Genomic DNA, 20333 nt, shown 5'->3' with positions numbered 1-20333 from the left:
GGGCATGGAAATCGGAACCAGACGCCCGTTGGGGGAGATCCTCCTGGAGCTGGGAGTGGTCGACAAAGGCCAGCTCCGGCTGGGGCTCGTGCACCACCACGAGGTCCACGTCCCGCTCGGCCGGGCCCTGGTGAGCGAGGGCGTGTGCACGGAGGCGGACGTCCTGCGCGGGCTGGCGCTCCAGTTCGACGTGGACGCCGTGGACCTGGACCGGCATCCGCTCGACCGTGCCCTGACCTCACTGGTGCCCGCGCGCATCGCCCGGCAATACGGCGTCGTGCCGCTCTCCCTGGAGACGCGCGAGGACCGGGAGGTGCTCCACCTGGCCGTGCCCGCGCCGCTGTCGCTGGACGCGGTGGATGACGTGCGGGCCGTGTCCGGCAAGGCGCGCGTGGAGCCGCACCTGGCCTCCGACGGCGCCCTGTCCCGCGCGCTCAGCGCCCTCTACGGCATCCGGGAGACAGGGGAGTCCGCGCCGGAGCCGCGCCGCCCCGCTGTCCCCAGCCCGCCGTTGATGCTCTACGGCTGGCCGCCCGTCACCGCGGTGCTCATCTCCCGCTCGCTGGCGCGCAACGGCATCCCGTCGCGCGTCGCCACGCCGCTGGAGGTGCTGCACACGCGGGCGAACGACGTGGTGCTCGCCCCCCTCCAGGCCATGGAGGGGCTGCTCGCGGGAGAGGTCCACATCGAGGGCTCGCTCATCGTCCACGGGACGTCGGACGACGAGGGCTTCGACCGGGCGCGCAAGCTGGAGGCGCGCGGCTTCCTGGCCAACCCGCGCGACGAGGAGCTGCTCCTGCGCGCGGTGCGCCGGCTGCGTCCGGACTCGGGCAGCGAAGACTCCTGGCCTCGCCACTCCTGAAGCGCGCGGAAGCAGGGCTACGGGGCCTATGGAGCCGAAGGGGGCGCGGCGGGAGCCAGGGCCTGCATCGCGGGCGCGGCGGCGGGGCGGGCGGTGTGCTGCGCGTCGGGCCCCGGGGCCTCCAGGCCCAGCACGCCCAGCACCTCCGGGTACACCTTGTTCGCGAAGTAGCGCCCGCCGGCCACGGTGAAGTGCACGCCGTCCGTCATGCGCAGGCGCATGGGCTTGCGGAAGCCCTCCACGCGGGCCTGCTTCAGCGCCTTGCCCCGCGCGTCGGTGAAGTAGGGGCGCGTCTCCAGGTGCACGGCGTCCTCGCGCCCGGCGATGACCTCGCGCTGCAGGTCGCGGATCAGCGTGAGCTTCTGCTCGAAGCGCTGACGGCCCGTGGCGGGCAGCTCCAGCCAGACAATCTTGCGGCCCGGCGCGGAGATGGCGGTCACGAAGTCCGTCAGCCGCTGGCGGTACTCGCCCTGCCAGTCCGGCTTGCCCCAGGCCACGGTGGCGCGCCCCTGCCGCGTGTGCAGGGCCTGCCCGTCGTTGCCGCCCAGGATGACCACCACGACGTCCGGCTGGTGCTGTTGCACCTCCTGCTGGCCCACCTCCAGCCAGTCGAAGAAGTCCGGGCGCGCGAGCCCCGTGGACGACTTCGCGCGGCGCTCGCAGCGGATCCGCGGATGCGCGCCGAGCTGGTTCTGGAGGTACTCCCCGAAGCCCGTGGCGATGAGGCTGTCCCCCAGCAGCAGCACGGTGCGGCGGGGTGCCGGTGCCGGCGCGGCGGCCTGGGCCGGAGCGGTGGGCAGCACCGGCGAGGCGGTCAGCCCCGGAACGGATTCCGGAGCGGCCTGGGCCGCCGTGGACAGGAACGACAGGAAGAGCAGCGCGCGCAGGGGACGGGTCGACATCGGCGGGGGCGAAAATACTTCCCGTGCCCGCGTCCGTACACCCCCCCGCCGGGCGGGTGGATCAGTTGCCCCATGCGCGGCTGTCAAGGCCGCGTGCGGCGTCAGGCCGCGGAGCCCACGTCCGAGGCCGCCAGCGCCGCGAGCCCCGCGGGCGCGAGTGCCTGGAGCCACGGCGTGAGCAGCCGCGCGCACTCCTCCGGATGCGAGAAGTAGGGCACGTGCCCCGCGCCGCGCAGCAGGTGCCGGGGCGTGCCCTCCGGCAGCGACGCGGCCAGCCGCTCCAGCGACGACGGCGGCACCAGCACGTCGCGGTCCCCCTGGATGCACAGGCACGACACCTTCAGCGGCCGCAGGTCCGGGGGCGGCGGCTCCGCGTGGATGGAGAACGCACGCCGCAGCGTCGTCAGGCGCTCCAGCGCCGTGGTGGGCACCACGTCCGCCACCTGGGCGGAGGGCACCGGACGCCAGGCCGCCAGCGACGCCGCGACGCGGCCGGGGCGCCCCAGCACGGCGATGGGCCCCATCATCGCGATGAGCCGTCCGCGAGGCCCCACGTGCGAGGTGCGCGTGAATGCGCCCAGGAACGCCACGCCGCGCGCCGCCCCGCCCGCGGCCAGGTGCGCCGCCACCATGCCGCCAAAGGAGCTGGCCACCACCGCGTCCACCCGTCCCGTGACGCGCAGCACCTGCTCCGCCAATGCCCTGGCGCCGCACGCCGCATGCTCGCCTTCCGGGTACTCGACCAGGGTGGGACGCGCCACGTCGGTCAGCCGCAGGGCAAGCTCGCGAAAGCCTGATCCACGCGCGCCCAGTCCCGGCAATAAGAGGACACGCGGTCCCTCGTCATTGCCTGCGATGTCCGTCAGCTCCACCGTCCGGCGCATGTCTCCCGCTTTCATCGAAACGCGCCGGAGAACAACGCCGGAGCCCTGGGTCTGCCCGCCCCCACCCGGTGGCCCGCCCGACCCATGGGCAACAGGAAATGCCCCCGGTGCCTCGCTTGGCGAGACGGAGAGTGATACATGAATCATCCCACCACCCTTTTCCAGCCTCACGCTTTGTGGTGTTCGGAACCCAAGGATTTCGGCGGTCGGCGTTCTGACAGCGTGGGGGCGAAGGGTTAAGAATGGTCACCGTGAATCTGCATGCCTTCGGGGAGTTTGTTCGCAAGCATCGTCCGGCCCTGGAAGTCCGGGCCGCGAAGCTTTGCGCTGGGAGCGCGGTCGACTCCGGAGAGCTGGTGGGCGAGACGCTGGAGCGCGCCCTGTCCGTTTTCGAGCGACTCCAGGACCAGGACACCGCGTCCGTGACGCAGTGGCTCGATGGCGCCATGAGCCGGTGCTTCGCGCGGATGGGTGGACAGCTGCCGGATTCTCGCGCCGCGGCGCCGGACCTTCAGCAGACGTTCGACCTGCTGCGCGCGCGCTTCCGTGAGGTGTACGGACAGCCGGCGTTCGGCAAGAGCGCGGGCGTCACCGGCTGGCGGATGTAACAAGTCCCCCGGCGCCCTGTTTCAGGGCGCTGGCGGGCGGTGGCCGGACAGCGTCTCCACGTAGGACGCGGCCACCTGGAGGAAGCGGCCCCCGCGCACGCCGGTGAGGTACTGGCGCTTCATGGCGCGGGTGGCCCCCACGTAGAACATCGCGCGGCGGATGCGTTCGTGTTCGCGCTCGGTGCGCTGGCGGGCGCCCGCCATCCACGCCTCGATGGAGTCCAGGGCCTCCAGGCCCGCGAAGAAGACGACGGGGCACTCGTGGCCCTTGCAGGAGAACACCGTGGTGGCGCGCACGTGATCCACGCCGCTCACCCGGAAGTCCGCCACGTCCCGTCCGCCCTTGCCGCCATAGGCCTCCGCGGGCACGCCCGCCTTGCGCAGCGCGTCCGTGAACGACGCGGGCATCACCGGCGCCACCACCAGGATGTCCCCGGGGAGGACGCCCTCCTCGCTCACGAGCCGGGAAATCTCCTTCGCCACCCACCGGGCCTCGCTGGTGCTGGAGGCGAAGTCCTTCACCTGGGGCAGCACGCCGCCGCGCTCGGTGGACTGCACGCGGTAGAGGCCCTCCAGCGTCTCCTCCGGCAGCCACAGGAGCCGCTCGCGGGCCAGCTCCCCGGCCTTCATGTACTCGCGCATGCCGGGGTCGGTGACGCGGTGCTGGCGCAAGGGGTCCAGCACCACGTTGAAGGCCACGTCCAGGATGTCGCGCGTGGCGCGGAAGGTCTCCTTGAGCACGCGGGTGCGGCCTCGGAAGGACAGCCCTTCAGGGAGCTGCTCCTTCAGGCTGTCGATGGGCACCTGGCCATAGACGTTCTGCGAGTCGTCCATGAACAGCTGGAAGCAGCGGGACTCGCGGCCGTCCTCGCCCACGCGGGGGCGCACCAGCGCGTGCAGGGCCGCCAGGCCCTTGGCGTCCATGTCCTGTGCCTCGTCCACGAAGACGGCGTCGAAGGCGTGGGGCTCCAGGCGCCGCAGCGCGCCCACGTGCTTCACCGTCACCTGGGCCCGGAGCGGCCGCACCTGCTCCGCGCCCGCGCGCACGTGGAGCGCCTCCAGGAGCAGCTTGTCCACGAGCGGCGCGAGCGAGCGGTTGTAGAAGGACACCAGCACCCGGGCGCGCGGGTTCTCCAGGAGGTAGCGCGCGGCCCAGTGCGCCAGCACGTACGTCTTGCCGCTGCCGGCCACGCCGCGCACCAGGTGGTGGCCGTCGTCGAAGCGGCGCTCGAAGAGGGACACCTGCTCCTGGGTGAAGAGGGGCCCGGTGTCCTTGCCTCCAGCGATTTCTCCGCCCAGGCCCACGGGCACCAGCGGCGGCGGAGGCGGTGGCGGAGGACGCGGCTGGGTGGCGAGCAGCTCCAGCTTCGGCGGCGTGCCGGGGTGGACGCGCACGCGGGGGAGCAGCGACAGGAAGCGCGCGGGCACGGGCGAGGCGCGGGCCTCCGCGCGCGAGGCGAGCACCAGCAGGTATTCCTTCGCGCGGCTGGCGGCGACGTTGAGGATGGGCACCAGCGTGTGCGGCGGGAAGGGCCGGCCGCCGGCCACCGTGTCCACCATCACCACGTCGTACTGGGTGCCCTGCTGGCGGTGGATGGTGGAGGCGCTGAACATGTCGTGGCGCAGCCCCGCCGCGTTGCCCAGCTTGCGCAAGAGCGCCGCCTGCGCGCGGTAGGGCGTCACGCACAGCACGGTGAGCCCCAGGCGCACGGCCTGGCGGGCCAGCGTCACGGCCAGCTCCGCGGACAGTTCGCGCTGGTAGCCGGAGCCCGTCTCGCCGCGGCCGTGCGTGAGGCGGCGGGTGTCGCGGCTCAGCCCGTCCAGCACCAGCCACATCGCGCGGGAGGGGAAGGCGGGCACGGGCGGCGGCTTCTGGGCCCGGTCCTTCACGAGGTCGCCGTCCTCCAGCGCGCCGCCGTAGCAGAAGTGGCTCACCACCCGGGCGATGTCCGGGTGCATGCGGTGCTGGGTGCGCAGGAGCAGCACGTCCGGGCGCTCCGCGTCCTTCACCGCGTCCTCCAGGTGGGACAGGGCGCTGGCGCGAAGCCACGTCTGCGTCCCCTTCCCCGCCCCTTCCGCCGCGCGGCTCACGGGGCCGATCTGCTTGGGGTCACCCGCGAGCGTCACCTGCCGGGCCAGCGGGGCCAGCAGCGCCGTCGCGGCGCGCGTCACCATGCCGGCCTCGTCCACCACGAGCCGCTGGAAGGTCTCCTCGCCTTCCAGTTCCGACACCAGCCGCAGGGCGCGGTGCACGGTGAGCACCATGAGGGGGCTGTCGCCCTTCTCCGCTTCTTTCAGCGTCGGGTCCTTCACGCGGCCGCGCAGGGAGCGCAGCTCCGCCTGCATCCGGGCGAGCTCCGGCGCGGGGCCGCCCCGCGAGCGCTCCAGGGTGAGCTCGCGCTCGCGCTCCTGGATGGTATTGAGCAGCTTGCTCGTCTTGTTCTCTTCCAGCGCCACGGTGGGCAACCGGGCCAGGGCCTCGCTGGCGCCGTTGCCACCCCGGAAGATGCTGCGGGCCAGGGGACGCAGCGGGATGGGGTCGCGCTCCAGGAGGGCGCTGACGCGAATCACCAGCTCATCCGCGGCGCGGTTGGTGGGGGCCACCGCGAGGATGCGCTCGTTCGGGTAGGCGCGCAGGGCGCGGGCGATGAGGTCCGCGACGGCCGTCGTCTTTCCGGTGCCGGGAGGCCCCCAGATGCTGCCCCATGGCTGGCGCCACAGCCGGTCCACGGGGATGAGCTCCGCGTCGCGCGGGGACAGGGGGGACGGGAGCAGCTCGCCCTTCGCGCGCGACAGGGCGGTGGTGAGGGCGGGGACGCGCTCCTCGTAGGCGGTGGCCGCCGCGCACAGGGCCTCCGCGAAGTCGTAGGGCCGGTAGCACCAGCGCTCGCAGGAGAGGACGCGCCGGTCCAGGTCCTCGCCGGAGTCGGAGGAGGCGAAGACGCGGCCAGATTCGAAGTCCAGGTGGACGATGTTCCCGGCGAACACGAGCTCCTCGCCCAGGAAGCCGAGCAGCGAGCCGCCGGACCAGTCCGGATCCGCGGCGGGAACGGGCACGAGTCCCAGCACGCCGGGCCCGGCCAGCCCCACCTCTCGCGCCTCCTGGAGCCGCTGCGCGCGGTACTGGCTGCGCTCGGCCACCAGCGCGTCGCGCAGGTCTTCCGGCAGATAGGTGGGGGCCACCCACTGCTCCCGGCGGCGCCCGGAGGACACCGCGGCCTGCATGGCCTCGCGCTCGGCGGGGGTGACGTCGCCGGAGGCGGACACGTCGCGGGCCGGCGCTTCCTCAGGAGGAGGCGCGTCCGCCGTGTCGTCCACGCGGACGAGGTTCGGGGGGGGCGGCCCTGGCGCACGGGCCGGCGGCGGCGCTCCGGAAGCGGAGCCGGCGTCGGAGGGACCTGTGCGCCTCGTGCTCAGCGCCTCGTTGCCCGGCACACGAGCCGAGCTGTTGCGCTCCGTGGCGTCGCCCACCGGTGCGGGAATGGCGACGGGATTCTCCGCGACAATGGCCGAGCCGAAGGCCAGGAGGGCGTTGGCTCCGGCGCCTTCGTCACGGGCCTGCACGGCGGGACGCGCGGGCACCGCGCTGTTCATGCGGTGGGAGGGCGGCGTGGACTTCAGCGCCGCGGAGTCCAGCTCGCGGAAGGTCAGCGTCCTCGGCCGGGGCGCGCTTCGTCCCCGGGGGGCCTCCGCCGGCTTCGGCGCGGGCTCGGCGTCTTCTGGCTCCCGGGGAGGCCAGGACGACCGGACCCGGAGCACGGGCGCGGCGTGTCCCTCCTGGACGTCGGAGTCGTACTCCACGCGGAGCACGGGCATGAGGCCGTCTGGAGCACGCTCGTCCCGCGGCGCCTCCCCCTGACCCGACTCCTCGTCCGTCCTGCGCATCATACGGGGTGCTCGCGGCCGCGGCCCTTCCTGACCTCGGAAGTGGCGGAGCCGGGAGCCGGCCAAGCTAGGGGAGGCATCGATCCCCGTCAACGCACCCGCGGGCTCCCTTGCACGCCTGCACCAACGGTGAAGCCCGGGCCGCGCACACTCGCGGACCCGGGCCGTCATCCACCGTGGGATGTTCCCGTGGGGACTACAGCAGCGGGCAGAGCAGTCCGCCGCCCGTGCCCGCGGGGCAACCCGTGCCCTGGCAGTACGCGGGGCCCACGCCCACGGAGATGATGCCCTGGAGGCTGGGCACCTTCACCTTGCAGGTGCCGAGGGTCGCGTTACCGGACGCGTCCTGCACCGAGTACACCATCGTGTAGACGCGGCCGTTGCCCAGCAGGCTGGACTCCGCGCGCAGCTGCGCGGACTTGCGGTCCGCGCTCAGCTTGATGTCCTGGCACTTGAAGAGGGCCAGGCTGAACAGCGCGTCCTCGGACTCGTCCGACTCCACGCGGATGATGGAGGCCGACTGCTGCAGGTCCAGCGTGCCGCCGCAGGTGTCCGAGGCCGGCTGCGCGCAGTCCGCCAGCGTCACCGTCTTGTAGTCCGCGCCCAGGGTGCGGGCCAGCACCAGGTTCTTGCTCGCCCCGGCCACCGGCGCGGTCGCGTCCACCACCGTCACCGTGGCGGAGCACGTCGCCGAGTCCATCCCGTCCGACACCGTGAGCGTCACCGGCGTCGTGCCCACCGCATAGGCACCCGCCGGGCTCTGCGAGCGGCTCAGGGCCTGCGGGAAGAGGTCCGCGTCATACGAGCCGTTGTCGATGGAGGCCTGCGCCGAGCAGCTCGCATCCGCCACCACCGTCACGTCCTTGCACATCGCCACCGGGGGCTGGTTCACCACGCAGCCTCCGCCGGCCGCCAGCGTCACCACCGCCGTGTTGTTCGTCTCGTCGTCCTCCGGATAGAAGCCGAAGTTGTCCGCGACCACGTACAGCTGCTGCGTGCCCTCCGGCACCGTCACCACCTTGGAGAACGGGTAGCGCTCCTGGCCCACCAGCCAGGGCACGTTGATGGTGTCGAGCAGCGTCCCGCCTTCCGCCGGGTTCCCCGCGTAGATGCCCGCGATGGACGGGTCGATGCCCGTCGGCGCCGCGTTGCGGATGGCGCCCGTCACCGTCAGCACGTCGCCGTCACACGTCACGCCCAGCTCCGACACCGCCAGGTCGATGCCCGTGTGCAATGCCGACCGGGCCTCGCCCACGGCCGCGCCCTTCTCCAGGACTTCGGAACCACAGCCACCCAGCATCAGAAGGGAAGCGAACAACGACAGCGGACGGCGCAAGGACATGACTGTCTCCCAGGACAGGGCGGTGCCAGATGAAGGGGAAGGCGGAACCTGACGCCAGCCAATGACAGCCAGGACCCGTGAACATTCTCTGCCACGAACGGATCTTTCTAGCAATACGGGCAAAGTTGTACCCAGGCCCAGGTATATGCAGACACCCAGTTGGAGCCCAAATGACCCGGCGTCTGCCTTTGCAAGGAGTTGAGAAACGACGCACCGGGTGTCTGGGTTTGGACGACCTGACGGGTTGCCGCTCCCTCGGGGAACAGGAGGGCAGGCGGCCGTCGCAGTGGACAGCGCCCGCCCTGATGGGGTTGGTTGGGCCCTCCCCCGCTGTTGAGGGGAACACGCCCATGGCCTCCATCTCCCCGCGCTACGCGCACCCCTTCCTACCCGTCACCCGCGCCGACATGCAGGCCCGGGGATGGGAGCAGTGCGACATCATCATCGTGAGCGGCGACGCCTACGTGGATCACCCGGCCTTCGGCCCGGTGCTCATCGCGCGCTTCCTGGAGGGGCGGGGGTTCAAGGTGGGGCTCATCCCCCAGCCGGACTGGCACTCGGCGGAGCCCTTCAAGGCGCTGGGGGCGCCCCGGCTCTTCTTCGGGGTGGCGGCGGGCAACCTGGACTCGATGCTCAACCGGCTGACGGCCCAGAAGAAGAACCGCTCGGAGGACCAGTACAGCCCGGGCGGGCGCACCAACTGCCGGCCGGACCGGGCCTCCATCGTCTACGCGCAGCGCTGCCGTGAGGCCTTCCCGGAGGTGCCCATCGTCCTGGGCGGCATCGAGGCCAGCCTGCGCCGCATCGCGCACTTCGACTACTGGAGCGAGAAGGTGCGCCGCTCCATCCTCTTCGACGCCAAGGCGGACCTGCTGGTGTTCGGCATGGGCGAGCGGCCCATCTGGGAGATCGCCGACCGGCTGAACCGGGGCGAGCGCATCGAGGACCTGAAGGACGTCCGGGGCACCGCGCACCTCATCAACGACGCGGCGATGAAGGCCCTGGAGGCGGACCCGGCGAAGCGCGCGGCGGACCGCGACAAGGTGGTGGTGCTGCCCTCCTATGAAGAGGTGGTGGCGGACACGCGCGCCTTCGCGGTGATGAGCCGGGACTTCCAGATGGAGACCAACCCCGGCAACGCGCGCGCCATCGCGCAGCGCCACGGCAACCGCGCCATCTACATGAACCCGCCCGCCCGGCCGCTGGAGGACGGCGCCGGACAGAAGCCCGGGGACACGGCCACGGTGGCCATGGACGAGCTCTATGACCTGAAGCTCAACCGCGTGCCGCACCCCATGTACAAGGAGCCCATCCCCGCCTACGAGACCGTGAAGCACTCGGTGGTGCTGATGCGCGGGTGCTTTGGCGGCTGCACCTTCTGCTCCATCACGGAGCACGAGGGGCGCGTCATCCAGAGCCGCTCCGCGCAGAGCGTGCTGCGCGAGGTGCGCGAGGTGCGGCGCATGGGGGACTTCCGGGGGACGATCACCGACCTGGGTGGGCCCACGGCGAACATGTACAAGCTCAAGTGCAAGAGCGAGGACATCGAGAGCCGCTGCCGCAAGCTGTCCTGCGTGCACCCGGGCGTGTGCGAGAACCTCCAGACGGACCACGGGCCGCTCATCTCGCTGATGAAGCAGGTGCGCGAGGAGCCGGGCATCAAGCACGTCTTCATCGCGAGCGGCGTGCGGTACGACCTGGCGGAGCGCTCGCCGGAGTACGTGAAGGAGCTGGCGGCGCACCACGTGGGCGGCCAGCTGTCCGTGGCGCCGGAGCACGTGTCGCCGCGCGTGCTGGAGAAGATGAAGAAGCCCGGCATCGAGAGCTTCGAGCGCTTCCAGAACATGTTCGCGTGCGCCAGCGAGGACGCGGGCAAGGAGCAGTACGACATCGCCTACTTCATCAGCGGGCACCCCGGCTCCACGCTGGAGGACATGGTGATGCTGGCGCAGTGGCTGAAGGAGAAGGGCAAGCGGCCCCGGCAGGTGCAGGACTTCATCCCCACGCCCATGTCGGTGGCGACGGCCATGTACTACACGGGCCTGGACCCGCTGAAGATGGAGCCCGTGTACACGGCGAAGGGCCTGCGCGAGAAGCGGCTGCAGAAGGCGCTCCTGCTCTACTGGAACCCGGAGCACTGGCCGCTGGCGCGCGAGGCGCTGAAGCTGGCCGGGCGCGAGGACCTGATTGGACGCGGTCCCAAGGCGCTGGTGCCGCCGGAGTCCGCCGCGGAGGCCTCGCGCCTGCGCCGTGCCGCGAGCGCCGAGCCCCAGCAACAGGACGGCCTGGCGACGAACGCGTGGCCCCGCCCGGTGCAGCCGCGTCCGTCGGGACGGAGTGGTGGCCGCACGCCGCGTCCGGGCCCGCGCGGGCGGTAGGGGGACCCCGGCTTTCGTTCCGGGGGGAGGCTCGGGTATAGGGTGCGCCGCCTTTCTTCACGCGGCCACACCGCCGGAGCCACACCGCCATGCCCAGGACTTCCCAGGAGCAGTCGCAGGAGCGTCACGCGTTCCTGCTCGACCTCTTCCGCAACCAGCCCGACCTGAGCCGTCAGGACGCCCTGGAGAGCTTCAAGGACCGCTTCGGTGCGACCATCAACCTGCGCACCTTCAACGAGCTGCGTGACCAGGCGAAGAAGGAGCTGTCCTCCTCCGGCCCTGTCAGCGCCCCGGCCCCCGTGCGCGAGGAGCAGGACGTGGAGGCGCAGGACGAGCGCGCCGAGGTGACGTCCGAGGACGCGGGTTCGCTGCTCAAGGCCGCGGCCGTCCCGGAGCTGCACGCGGGCGCGGCGCCGGCGAAGAAGCCGAAGGCGAAGGGCCCGGGCTCGCGCAACGTGTTCGTGGACGCGACCGCCGAGCAGCTCCAGTTCCTGGAGCGCGTGGTGGGGCAGCTCCAGGAGGCCGGTGCCGCCAACCTCCGCATCGACCACGCCACCGACCGGTGGATGGTGCTGGTGGTGGATTCCAAGTAGCCGTCTGGACAGCCAATGCCTGTCATCCAAGGCCCGCCTCCCTCACTGGGAGCGCGGGCCTTGCCATGTGGATTCCTACGCTGGCATCAGCGGCAGTGACACCGAGAAGGTGGCGCCGCCGCCTGGCGTCTCCCTCACTCCGACGGAGCCGCCGTGGGCCTCCACCACCTGACGGGTGATCCACAGGCCCAGGCCCAGGCCTCCGAAGTTGCGCACGGACACCGCGCGCTCGAAGCGCTCCCAGATGCGCTCCTGGTCTTCCGGACGCACGCCCATGCCCTGGTCCACCACCGACAGGCGCACGCGCCGCCCTTCGGCCTCCACGTGGACCTCCACCGGCTTGCCGGGGCCGTACTTCAGCGCGTTGGACAGCAGGTTCTCCATCACCTGCTCCACGCGTGCCCGGTCCACCCGGCCCAGCACCGGCCCCGGCTTGCGGAGCGTCAGCGTGCACCCCACCCGCGCGGCCTCCTCCTGGGTCCGCGCGAGGACCTCCGCCACGAGCGCGGAGAGGTCCACCTCCTCCGCCACCAGGCTCAAAGGGCCCGCGGACAGCTGCGACACGTCCAGCAGCGTCTCCACGATGGAGGCCAGCCGCTGCACCTGCCGGCGGGTGAGGAACAGGCGCTCGCGCATCAGGGCGCGCGCGTCCGCGCCCAGGCCCCGCTCAATGAGATCCAACTGGAGCCGGAAGGCCGCCAGGGGCGTCTTCAATTCGTGGCTCGCGACGGACAGGAAGTCGTCCCGCGCGCGGACCGCCTCCTCCAGCGCCGCCTCCCGCGCCTCCAGCGCCGCCACGTCCCGGCGCACCCGCGCCATCTCCAGCTGCGTGCGCACTCGCGCGGACAGCTCGCGCGCGGAGAAGGGCTTCACCAGGTAGTCATCCGCGCCCGCCTCCAGCCCCTCCACCGACGCCTCCTCCCCGGCCCGCGCCGACAGCAGGATGAAGGGGATGGCCCGGAGCCGGGGGTCCGCGCGCAGCTCCCGCAGCAGCCCGAACCCGCCCAGGCGCGGCATCATCACGTCGCTCAGGATGAGGTCGGGAGGACGCTCGCGGATGGCCTGGAGCGCGGCCAGCCCGTCCTCCGCCGTCTCCACCGTCACCAACCCCGTCAGCAGCCCGCTGATGTACGTGCGCAGGTCCACGTTGTCGTCCACCACCAGGACCCGCGCGGAGGCGTCGGGGAGCAGCTGGGACGCCCGCGCCTCCAGGCCGTGCGGTCCGGGCTCCGGCGCGGCGGGCGGAGGAGGCGTGCGCAGCCAGCCGTTGATCTCCTCGACGAAGGTGGAGGCGCTCTCGGTGCTGGAGCGCAGGGCCTCCCTGCCGTCGGGGGCCAGCTGTTCGCGCGGCAGGTGGTGGTTGCCCAGGGGCACCGCGACACAGAAGGCCGTTCCCTTGCCGGGCTCGCTCGTGACGCCCACGGAGCCGCCGTGCAGCTTCGTCAGCTCCTGGACGAGGCTCAGCCCGATGCCACTGCCCTCGTGGCTGCGCGAGCGGGCGTTCTCCACGCGGTGGAACCGCTCGAAGATGTGCGGCAGCTCCGTGGCCGGGATGCCCGTGCCGGTGTCCTTGACCGTCAGCCGCGCGTGCCCTTCGCCCTGGCTCAGGCGCACGTGGACGCTGCCCTCGAAGGTGAACTTCATCGCGTTGGAGAGCAGGTTGAAGACGATCTTCTCCCACATCTCGCGGTCCACCCACACGGCCTCCGGCAGGGGCGCCAGGTCGGCCGTGAGGATGAGCCCGGCGCGCTTCGCGATGGACTCGAAGTGGCTCACCAGCTCCGCGGTGAAGGCGGGCAGGTCCGTGGGCTGGAAGGCCGCGCGCACACGCCCGGCCTCCGTGCGGGTGAAGTCGAGCAGCGTGTTGACCAGCTTGAGCAGCCGGCTGGCGTTGCGCTGCACCAGGACCAGCCGCCCGGCCTGGCGCGGCCCCAGCGGCTCCACCGTGTCCGTCAGCGCGTCCTCCACGGGCCCGAGCATCAGCGTCAGCGGCGTGCGGAACTCGTGGCTCACGTTGCTGAAGAAGGCCGTCTTGGCCCGGTCCAGCGCGGCGAGCTTCTCCATCCGCTCGCGGGACTCCTGCTGCCCGCGGGCACTGGAGGCGACCGTGGCCAGGGCCCCCGTGACCAGCTCGATGAAGCTGCGGTACTCACCGGTCAGCGCGAACAGGGGGCTCAGGCCCACGACCAGGAAGCCCAGGGGGCGGTCCCCTTCAGCGTGCGGCAGCGGCACCACCAGGGCCGGCCGGGGCGGGCCCGCGTCCCCGGGCTCCCCAGGCTTCGAGGACGTGTCGAGCCACCCGTTCACGTCCTCCATCCGCAGGGGCTGCCGCGTGCTCGCCACCGGCGCGAGGAGGCTCCGCGCGGGTCCTCCGTCCGCGACCGGGCGCAGGTCGAAGTGCGCGGGCACCGCGGCGCTATGCGCGCCCATGCCGGTGGAGCCCACGAGCGAGGCCCGCGTGCCCCCCGCGTCCGTCACGTAGAGCCAGGTGAAGGGGAGGTCCGCGAGGTTCTCCGCCAGGGCGCTCAGGCCCGCGCGGCAGGCGGCCTCCACGGAGGCGGCACCGCCAGCGCGCTCGGAGAGGCGGTGCAGCGTGCGCAGACGCCGCTGGCCCAGCACCTGCCCCGTCGTCTCCATGGCCGGCGTGTAGAAGCCCACGACGGTGCCCTGGTCATCCAGCACCGGCGTGTAGGACCAGGTGAAGTAGGCCTCCTCGGCGAAGCCGTTGCGCAGGATGGGCAGGGACTGGCTCTCCGCCCAGTTCGCCCGCTTCGTGCGCTCCAGGTCGTCGAACATGAGGCTCAGGTGCGGCCACAGCTCCGGGAAGACCTCGCGCAGCGGCGCCAGCGCGTGGTCCGGGTGCTTGGCGCCCATGATGGGGATGCCCGCGTCGTTGTAGAGCTGGACGCGCTCCGGGCCCCAGTAGATGAACATGGGGAAGCGCGTCGTCAGGCACATGCCCAACACGGTGCGCAGGGTCTGCGGCCACGCCTCGATGGGGCCCAGCGGTGTCGCGCTCCAGTCCCGCTCCAGGATGATCCGCCCCATCTCGCTGCCGTCGCGCAGGGAGGCCAGCCAGCCCTCGGGACGCGGCGCGGCCCCGGCGTCGGCCACCGGACCCGCGCTGTTCTGATCGTTCGGCGGACGGGTCAGGGGCGGCTCAAGGGTGCGGGACGCGTGAGTGAGGGGACCTGAGGTGGACGTAGCGAGCAGTCCCCCCCTACTTCAACGCCGGATTCCTCCAGACAGTCCCAATCCGTCGCCTAACGAGCAGGACTTTCACCCGGTGGGCCAAGGGCCTGCCCGCCGTGTCCCCATGGGAGCAGGCGGGCCTCGCGCCAGAGGGACACCACAGTCAGGAGTTCTGTTTGGGAATGCGGGCCCTGTCTTCTTCCGGCGGGCAATCCCGGTGCGGGCCGGGTGAGATGAGGGGATGAAGCGACTCCCTTTCGTCCTCGTCCTCGCGCTGGTCCCGGGCTGCGCCAGCCAGCAGCACCCCTCCCCTCCTCCCGCGCGGGAGTGGGCCACGACGCTGTACCGCGACCATCCGTTGGTGGGGCGCATCTGGGACGTGGCGGCGGGCCGCTTCGTGGACGAGAGCGCCCTGCGCGCGGCCGTGGTGCCCGCGCGCTTCGTGCTCCTGGGCGAGCGGCACGACCACCCGGACCACCACCGGCTCCAGGCGGAGCTGGTGCGCGCGAAGACGGCCTCCGGTCAGCGGCCCGCGCTCGCCTTCGAGATGCTGGACGTCACCCAGCAGCCCGCCGTGGACGCGGCGCTGAAGGCCCGGCCGGAGGACGCGCAGGGGCTGGCGCAGGCGGTGGGCTGGGCGAACAGCGGCTGGCCCGTCTTCAGCCTCTATGAGCCCGTGTTCACCGCGGGGCTCCAGGCGCACCTGCCCATCGTCGCCGCCAACCTGCCCCGCGCGCAGGTGCGGGAGCTGGTGATGAAGGGACCGGAGGCGCTCCCCGCCGGCCTGCGCTCGCGCCTGGGCCTGGAGGCGCCCGTGCCCGAGGCGGAGGCGAAGGCGGTCCGGGAGGAGCTGGACCGTTCGCACTGCGGACAGCTGCCCCAGGAGATGCTGGAGCCCATGGCGCTGGCCCAGCGGGCGCGCGACGCGATGATGGCGGACCGGCTGCTGGAGACCGTGCCCGCGGACGGCGCGGTGCTGATCACAGGCAACGGCCATGTCCGCGAGGACCGCGCCGTCCCCGCGCACCTGGAGCGCCGCGCGAAGGACGTCACGGTGCTGAGCGTGGCGCTGCTGGAGGTGTCACCCGAGGCCCTGAAGCCCCAGGACTACGCGGCCTCCGTGGGCGCGGCCACCCTGCCCTACGACTATGTGTGGTTCACGCCGGCGATGCCGGATGACGACCCGTGCAAGGCGCTGCGTGAGCGCAACAAGAAGCCCTAGGCCTCGAACGAGTGTCAGCCCTGGTTGGTATGTGAAATGGCGGCACCGGCTGGCACGCAGTGCCACGGCCTCACCGATCCGTTTCATGTTCGTGCCCATCGAGTCTGGAGGCATTCCATGTGGAAGAAGGCGTCTGTTGTTGCATTGGGATTGGCGGCCCTGGCGGGAAGCACCGCCGCGTGGGCAGGCAGCACGACGAAGCACGAGGTCTACATCGACACGACCAACAGGGTCTTCGCGGGGAACTTCGGGGCCGCGCACAACAGCACGGACTGGCTCCAGTTCATCGACATCATGATCCAGGCGTCCGCGTCGGGAGAGTGGGGCCGCATCCTGGTCGCCGACAAGAATGGCGTGTGGGTCAGCTGCATGTTCACCGACCCGAGCCTCATCTCGGCGGCGAAGGCCCTGACGTCGGACTCCTATATCCAGGCGTCCTATGACACCAACGGCATGTGCACCGTGCTCGAGGTGCGCACCACCTCCCGTCACGAAACCAAGCAGCACTAGGCTGGAGCACGGCACATGGCGATGACGACCCGGGGGTTCCAGGTCCTCGCGCTGGTGGCCGCCGCCGGGGCGGGCTTCGGCCTGGCCCGGCGGACGGCCCCCGCGATGCTTCCAGAGCAGGCGCATCCAGGACTGGAGCGGCTGGAAGACGAGGTCCAGGCGTTGAGGCGCGAGCTGGCGGCCACGCCCCGTCCCATGCCGTCCTCCGGGGCGGCGCTGGACGTCGTCGCGCTGCGGGAGGACCTGCGGCGGATGGTGCGGGAGGAGCTTCAGTCCGCGAAGGACAGCGGCCCGGCCACGGCCTCCAGGGAACGGATGGCGCCCGCGCCCCCTGCTTCCCAGGAGAATCTGGAGGCGCTGGCGAAGGCCCGGCGCTTGATGGATGAAAGCGTCTCCGCCAGGCGGTGGGGCGACCGGGAGCGGGAGGAGTTCTTCGCCCTGCGAGGACGGCTGACGGCACAGCAGACCGTCCAGGTGCTCCAGCCCCTGGTGATGGCCATCAACAGCCAGCAACTGCGCGTCTCCACCAGCGGTCCCCCTTTCTGAGAAACCAGACACAGTAGAATCCTGGCCAATAACAGTTGCGCCGTGATGTCGGTTCGGGATTGCCAATCCAAGACAACCTCACGTAATCAACACCTCGTCCGGAGTCTCCGGATCGGCTGTTCCCCCCGGCAGCCTCAAACCCACATCTTGAGAGAATGACAATGACGACTCGAAGCCTCGGGTTTCGTGCGTGGCGTTGGAACGCGGTGCTGTGCATGGCGCTGACGGGCTGTGCCGTGGAGCCGCAACAGCAGGAGTCCTCCGGGCAGGAGCAGCAGCAGGCCCTGCGACAGCAGTCGCAATCCCTCACCCCACCCGCTGGGTGTACCGAGATCACGATGGGCGACCTGGCGAACGGCATCCAGCTGACGCCGGTGAAGTATGGCAATCAGCCGACCTACCAGGGCACCTTCAGCGCCTTCGGGGACCCGGCGGTGGCGGACAGCGCGCTCATCCGGCTGGACGTGAACACGGCGCCCGGCCTGCATGACCTGGCGGCGGGCGGCGCCAACCTCTTCACCTGCGAGCAGTGCGTCTACGGCTACCAGGACGCGGGCACGACGGGCCAGAAGCTGTTCGTCGCGGACTCCGGTTCGCTGCTGCTGGCGCTCAAGGTGTCGCCGCAGCAGACGGTGGGCGCGCTCTACAACGTGACGCTGCGCGAGTCGGTGACCGCGGCGCCGCTCGGCGCGCCCTACCGGGGCAGCGCGGTGGTCCCTGGCGGCGAGTGCAAGTGGATCCGCTTCGAGACCTGGAACACCGTGCGGACGGCGGGCTGCGACCCGCGTGAGGGCTCGCTGACGGCGAACCCGCCGGGGCACACCTGCGTGGCGGACAACTCCTTCGCGGATGACGGCACGCTGGAGAAGTCGGAAGGCACGAAGACGCAGGGCGCGGCGTGCACCTCCACGCCCGCGGCGGAGGCGAACCACCCGGCGACGACGGACTGCGCGCAGGGCTTCGCGTGCACGGACCTGCTGTCGGCTGACGCGCAGTGCCTGAAGACGTGCGACCCGATGGCGGCGGTCCCCGGCTGCCCCAGCGGCACCCTCTGCGGCGTCTACGGCCTGTGCATCGAGCAGTCCGTCCTGGAGCCCATCGGCTTCGCGTTCGACCCGGCGCTGATTGGCCAGACGTGCCTCGGGGGCTTCGCCGAGTTCTGCGGCGTCGAGGGCGCGCGCGGCGTCTGCGCGGACGTGACGGGCTCGGGTGTGTCCACCTGCCTGGCCTACACCCGCGCCCGGTCGGAGTGCGGTCCGGGCGAGGAGCTGGGCTACGTCAACTACCCGCTCTCCGGTGGCGGATACGACCGCGGCAGCGGCTTCTGCTACCACGACGGTCTGTAGGCCGGACGTGACGGGGCGCCCGGCCGTGGAGGCCATGGCCGGGCGTCCCGGGCCGTCCCAAGGTGACAGTGTCTCCAGGGGCTGAGCGCGGGGTGTGGGAGGCCCGGTATGCTGGTGTCCATGCTCTGCCCTGTCTGTACGGAACCGCGTGCGCCGGATTCCGGGCCCTTGTGCCCTGAATGTGGTGCCGCCCTCGTGCCCGCCGCCGGGCGGCACCTGGATGACTTCGTGCTGGCGCTGATGCGGCGGAGGGTGGACCGCTGGCGCTTCGATGGGTTGCTGGACGCCGCCACGGCGGACCGGCTGGAGGCCTCGCTCCTGGCCCCGCCCGAAGCCGTCGCGATGGCCCCGGAGGTGCCCGCGCTTCCGGGCGTCGACGTGCCGGTGGCCCCGCCGCTCGACTCCGCGGCTCGCGTGGAGGCCTGGGCGGATGACGTCGCCGGCTCGCTGCGTCGCGCGGGCGGGTGGCGCCCGGGGTGGATTGCCTCGCTCGCGCACTCGCTGGATGAGACGGCCCGGGCGGAGCGGGAACAGGCGGCACGGCGGCGGGCGGCGCCCCTGCACACGGAGGACTCCAGCGAGGAGGACCTGGGCTCCGCGCTGGGGTCGGGGCAGGCGCTGTTCGCGCGCGGGCATCTGGATTCGATGGGGGGCGGCCTGGAGGCGGTCATCGCCCTGGATGAGGGCGACAACCCTCCCCGCCTTCACGAGTACATCTGGTGGTTCCTCGGCGCGGTGCTCGTGCTGGGCGGCTCGCTCATGGGGGTCCGCGAGGCGTGGCGGGCGCTGGGGGGCGTGCCCCGGCAGCTCATCGTCACGGGCGCGCTGCTGGGCTACCACGCGGCCTTCATCGGTCTGGGCACGTTCCTGGCGCGGCGCTCCCGGTCGGCGGGGCGCGTCCTCGCGGCCATCGGGCTTGCCTTGCTTCCGGTGGTGTTCATCGCGCTGTCGTCCCTGGCGGCGCTGACTCCCGCCGTCGGCATCCCCATCGCGTTCGGCGTCGCCGCCGTCTCGCTGCTGCCCCTGAGGGCCGCGGGACGGCTGTGGCATGGGACGCCGGCGACGAGCCTCGCGGTGGCGCTGTTCCCTTCGCTGCTGGCGGGACTGCCGCTGATGGGCTGGGACGACGCGCCCTGGTTGCGGGTGCTGTGCGCGTTCGCGGGCGTGGTGGCGCTGGGGGCTTCGGTGTGGCGGGCGCGGAAGACGGAGGCAGGCGCGGCTTCGTTCGTCGGGGTGGGCGCCGCGATGTATGGCGCGCTCTGGCTGGTAGTCTTCAGCGTGGCGAGCGCGCCCTCGGGGTTCGATGCGCTGGAGCCCGGGGGCCCCTTGTTCGCGGGCCTCGTGCTGTGGGCGGTGGCGCTCGGTGCGGTGGTGGCCGTGGCCTCGTCCACGGAGGCCGTCCGGGTGGCGTATCCCCGCGCGGCCCCGGTGTTCGAGACGCTGGCGCACGCGGTGGTGGCCAGCGGCGCGCTCGCGGGGGCACTCGGTGCCTTCTCGCGCTTCCCGGGTGAGGACGCCTGGGTGGACACCGCGTCCGTCTGCGCGCCCGTGCTGGCCGCGCTCGTCTTCTTCCTGCTGGAGTTCCGGCGGCGCGCGTTGGCCCACCCGGCGGTCATGGCCGCGCTGCTCGCGGGGGCGCTGGTCGCTCGCATGCAGGCGCCCGACTCGCCCGCGTGGTGGTGCTTCGGCGTCGCGGCGGTGGCCGCGGGGTTGCTGCTCCTGGCGCGCGTGACGGTTTCGGGTGGCCTGCGCAACCGCATCCTCGCCTGGGGCGTCGTCGCGTCCCTGGCGACGATGGCCGCCTTCCCGGTGCTGGCGTGGACGCAGGGGACGGACGCGCCCTGGCCCCAGGCGTACGCGGGTGCGGTCATCGCGGTCGCGGCCCACCTCGCGGGCGGCTGGAGGTGGCGCGGCCTCCACTACCTGGGCGGTGTCGCGCTGCTCTTCGGGGCGCTCGCGGCCGTGGGCGGGACTCCGTGGCTTGCGTCCAGCGCGGCGGGGTTGGGGGTCTTCGCGCTCGCGGCGGTGCTCTATGGCGTGGGCGGGCTCGCGCAGTCCGCGTG

Annotated in this window: 13 protein-coding genes and 1 pseudogene; 9 read left to right on the top strand and 5 right to left on the bottom strand. The window is 72.2% G+C overall.

What is annotated here, in order from left to right; translation table 11 throughout:
* Positions 1-4 precede the first annotated feature (4 nt).
* Positions 5-862, top strand: coding sequence for a GspE/PulE/PilB domain-containing protein (locus D7W81_RS14605; RefSeq protein WP_120555980.1), 858 nt, complete (start codon positions 5-7; stop codon positions 860-862).
* 26 nt (positions 863-888) lie between these two features.
* On the opposite strand, the gene D7W81_RS14600 is transcribed toward D7W81_RS14605, so the two are convergent.
* Positions 889-1764: an SGNH/GDSL hydrolase family protein gene (locus D7W81_RS14600; protein WP_120555979.1), complete on the bottom strand. Its 876-nt coding sequence runs from the start codon at positions 1762-1764 to the stop codon at positions 889-891.
* A gap of 101 nt (positions 1765-1865) precedes the next feature.
* A complete protein-coding gene (locus tag D7W81_RS14595; protein ID WP_120555978.1) occupies positions 1866-2648 on the bottom strand; it encodes an alpha/beta fold hydrolase in 783 nt (260 codons plus the stop codon).
* Positions 2649-2890: 242 nt separating this feature from the next.
* On the opposite strand from D7W81_RS14595, the gene D7W81_RS14590 reads away from it, so the two are divergent.
* Positions 2891-3256: a hypothetical protein gene (locus tag D7W81_RS14590; protein ID WP_120555977.1), complete on the top strand. Its 366-nt coding sequence runs from the start codon at positions 2891-2893 to the stop codon at positions 3254-3256.
* 21 nt (positions 3257-3277) lie between these two features.
* On the opposite strand, the gene D7W81_RS14585 is transcribed toward D7W81_RS14590, so the two are convergent.
* Both D7W81_RS14585 and D7W81_RS14580 read right to left on the bottom strand, forming a co-directional pair.
* Positions 3278-7144 carry an AAA family ATPase gene (locus tag D7W81_RS14585; protein WP_120555976.1) on the bottom strand — a complete coding sequence of 1289 codons (3867 nt, stop codon included), beginning with the start codon at positions 7142-7144 and terminating at the stop codon, positions 3278-3280.
* A 193-nt stretch (positions 7145-7337) separates the two neighbouring features.
* Positions 7338-8483: a hypothetical protein gene (locus D7W81_RS14580; protein ID WP_120555975.1), complete on the bottom strand. Its 1146-nt coding sequence runs from the start codon at positions 8481-8483 to the stop codon at positions 7338-7340.
* A 350-nt stretch (positions 8484-8833) separates the two neighbouring features.
* Between D7W81_RS14580 and D7W81_RS14575 the strand changes: the two genes are divergently transcribed.
* Positions 8834-10861, top strand: a complete 2028-nt coding sequence (locus D7W81_RS14575) for a YgiQ family radical SAM protein (protein ID WP_120555974.1) — start codon at positions 8834-8836, stop codon at positions 10859-10861.
* 89 nt (positions 10862-10950) lie between these two features.
* Complete coding sequence (locus D7W81_RS14570; RefSeq protein WP_120555973.1) at positions 10951-11454, top strand: hypothetical protein; 504 nt, start codon at positions 10951-10953, stop codon at positions 11452-11454.
* 75 nt (positions 11455-11529) lie between these two features.
* Here D7W81_RS14570 and D7W81_RS14565 read toward each other — a convergent pair whose 3' ends face one another.
* Positions 11530-14568: a hybrid sensor histidine kinase/response regulator gene (locus D7W81_RS14565; protein WP_244227213.1), complete on the bottom strand. Its 3039-nt coding sequence runs from the start codon at positions 14566-14568 to the stop codon at positions 11530-11532.
* A gap of 319 nt (positions 14569-14887) precedes the next feature.
* Between D7W81_RS14565 and D7W81_RS14560 the strand changes: the two genes are divergently transcribed.
* From D7W81_RS14560 to D7W81_RS14540, 5 genes and pseudogenes are all read left to right on the top strand, one after another.
* Entirely contained in the window at positions 14888-15868 is a 981-nt protein-coding gene (locus D7W81_RS14560; RefSeq protein WP_120555972.1) for a ChaN family lipoprotein, read from the top strand.
* Between the two features lie 117 nt (positions 15869-15985).
* Positions 15986-16378 (top strand): hypothetical protein, encoded by a 393-nt coding sequence (locus tag D7W81_RS14555; RefSeq protein ID WP_147445487.1) that lies wholly within the window; start codon positions 15986-15988, stop codon positions 16376-16378.
* A 15-nt stretch (positions 16379-16393) separates the two neighbouring features.
* Positions 16394-16924, top strand: coding sequence for a hypothetical protein (locus D7W81_RS14550; RefSeq protein ID WP_120555970.1), 531 nt, complete (start codon positions 16394-16396; stop codon positions 16922-16924).
* A 161-nt stretch (positions 16925-17085) separates the two neighbouring features.
* Entirely contained in the window at positions 17086-18270 is a 1185-nt protein-coding gene (locus D7W81_RS14545) for a hypothetical protein (RefSeq protein ID WP_244227212.1), read from the top strand.
* A 195-nt stretch (positions 18271-18465) separates the two neighbouring features.
* A pseudogene (locus D7W81_RS14540) lies at positions 18466-20333 on the top strand (hypothetical protein); the annotation flags it as partial.

It is taken from the genome of Corallococcus aberystwythensis, from assembly GCF_003612165.1.
Classification (GTDB): domain Bacteria; phylum Myxococcota; class Myxococcia; order Myxococcales; family Myxococcaceae; genus Corallococcus; species Corallococcus aberystwythensis.
Note: the sequence above shows the minus strand (reverse complement) of the source record. Positions and strands in the feature narration are given on the sequence as shown.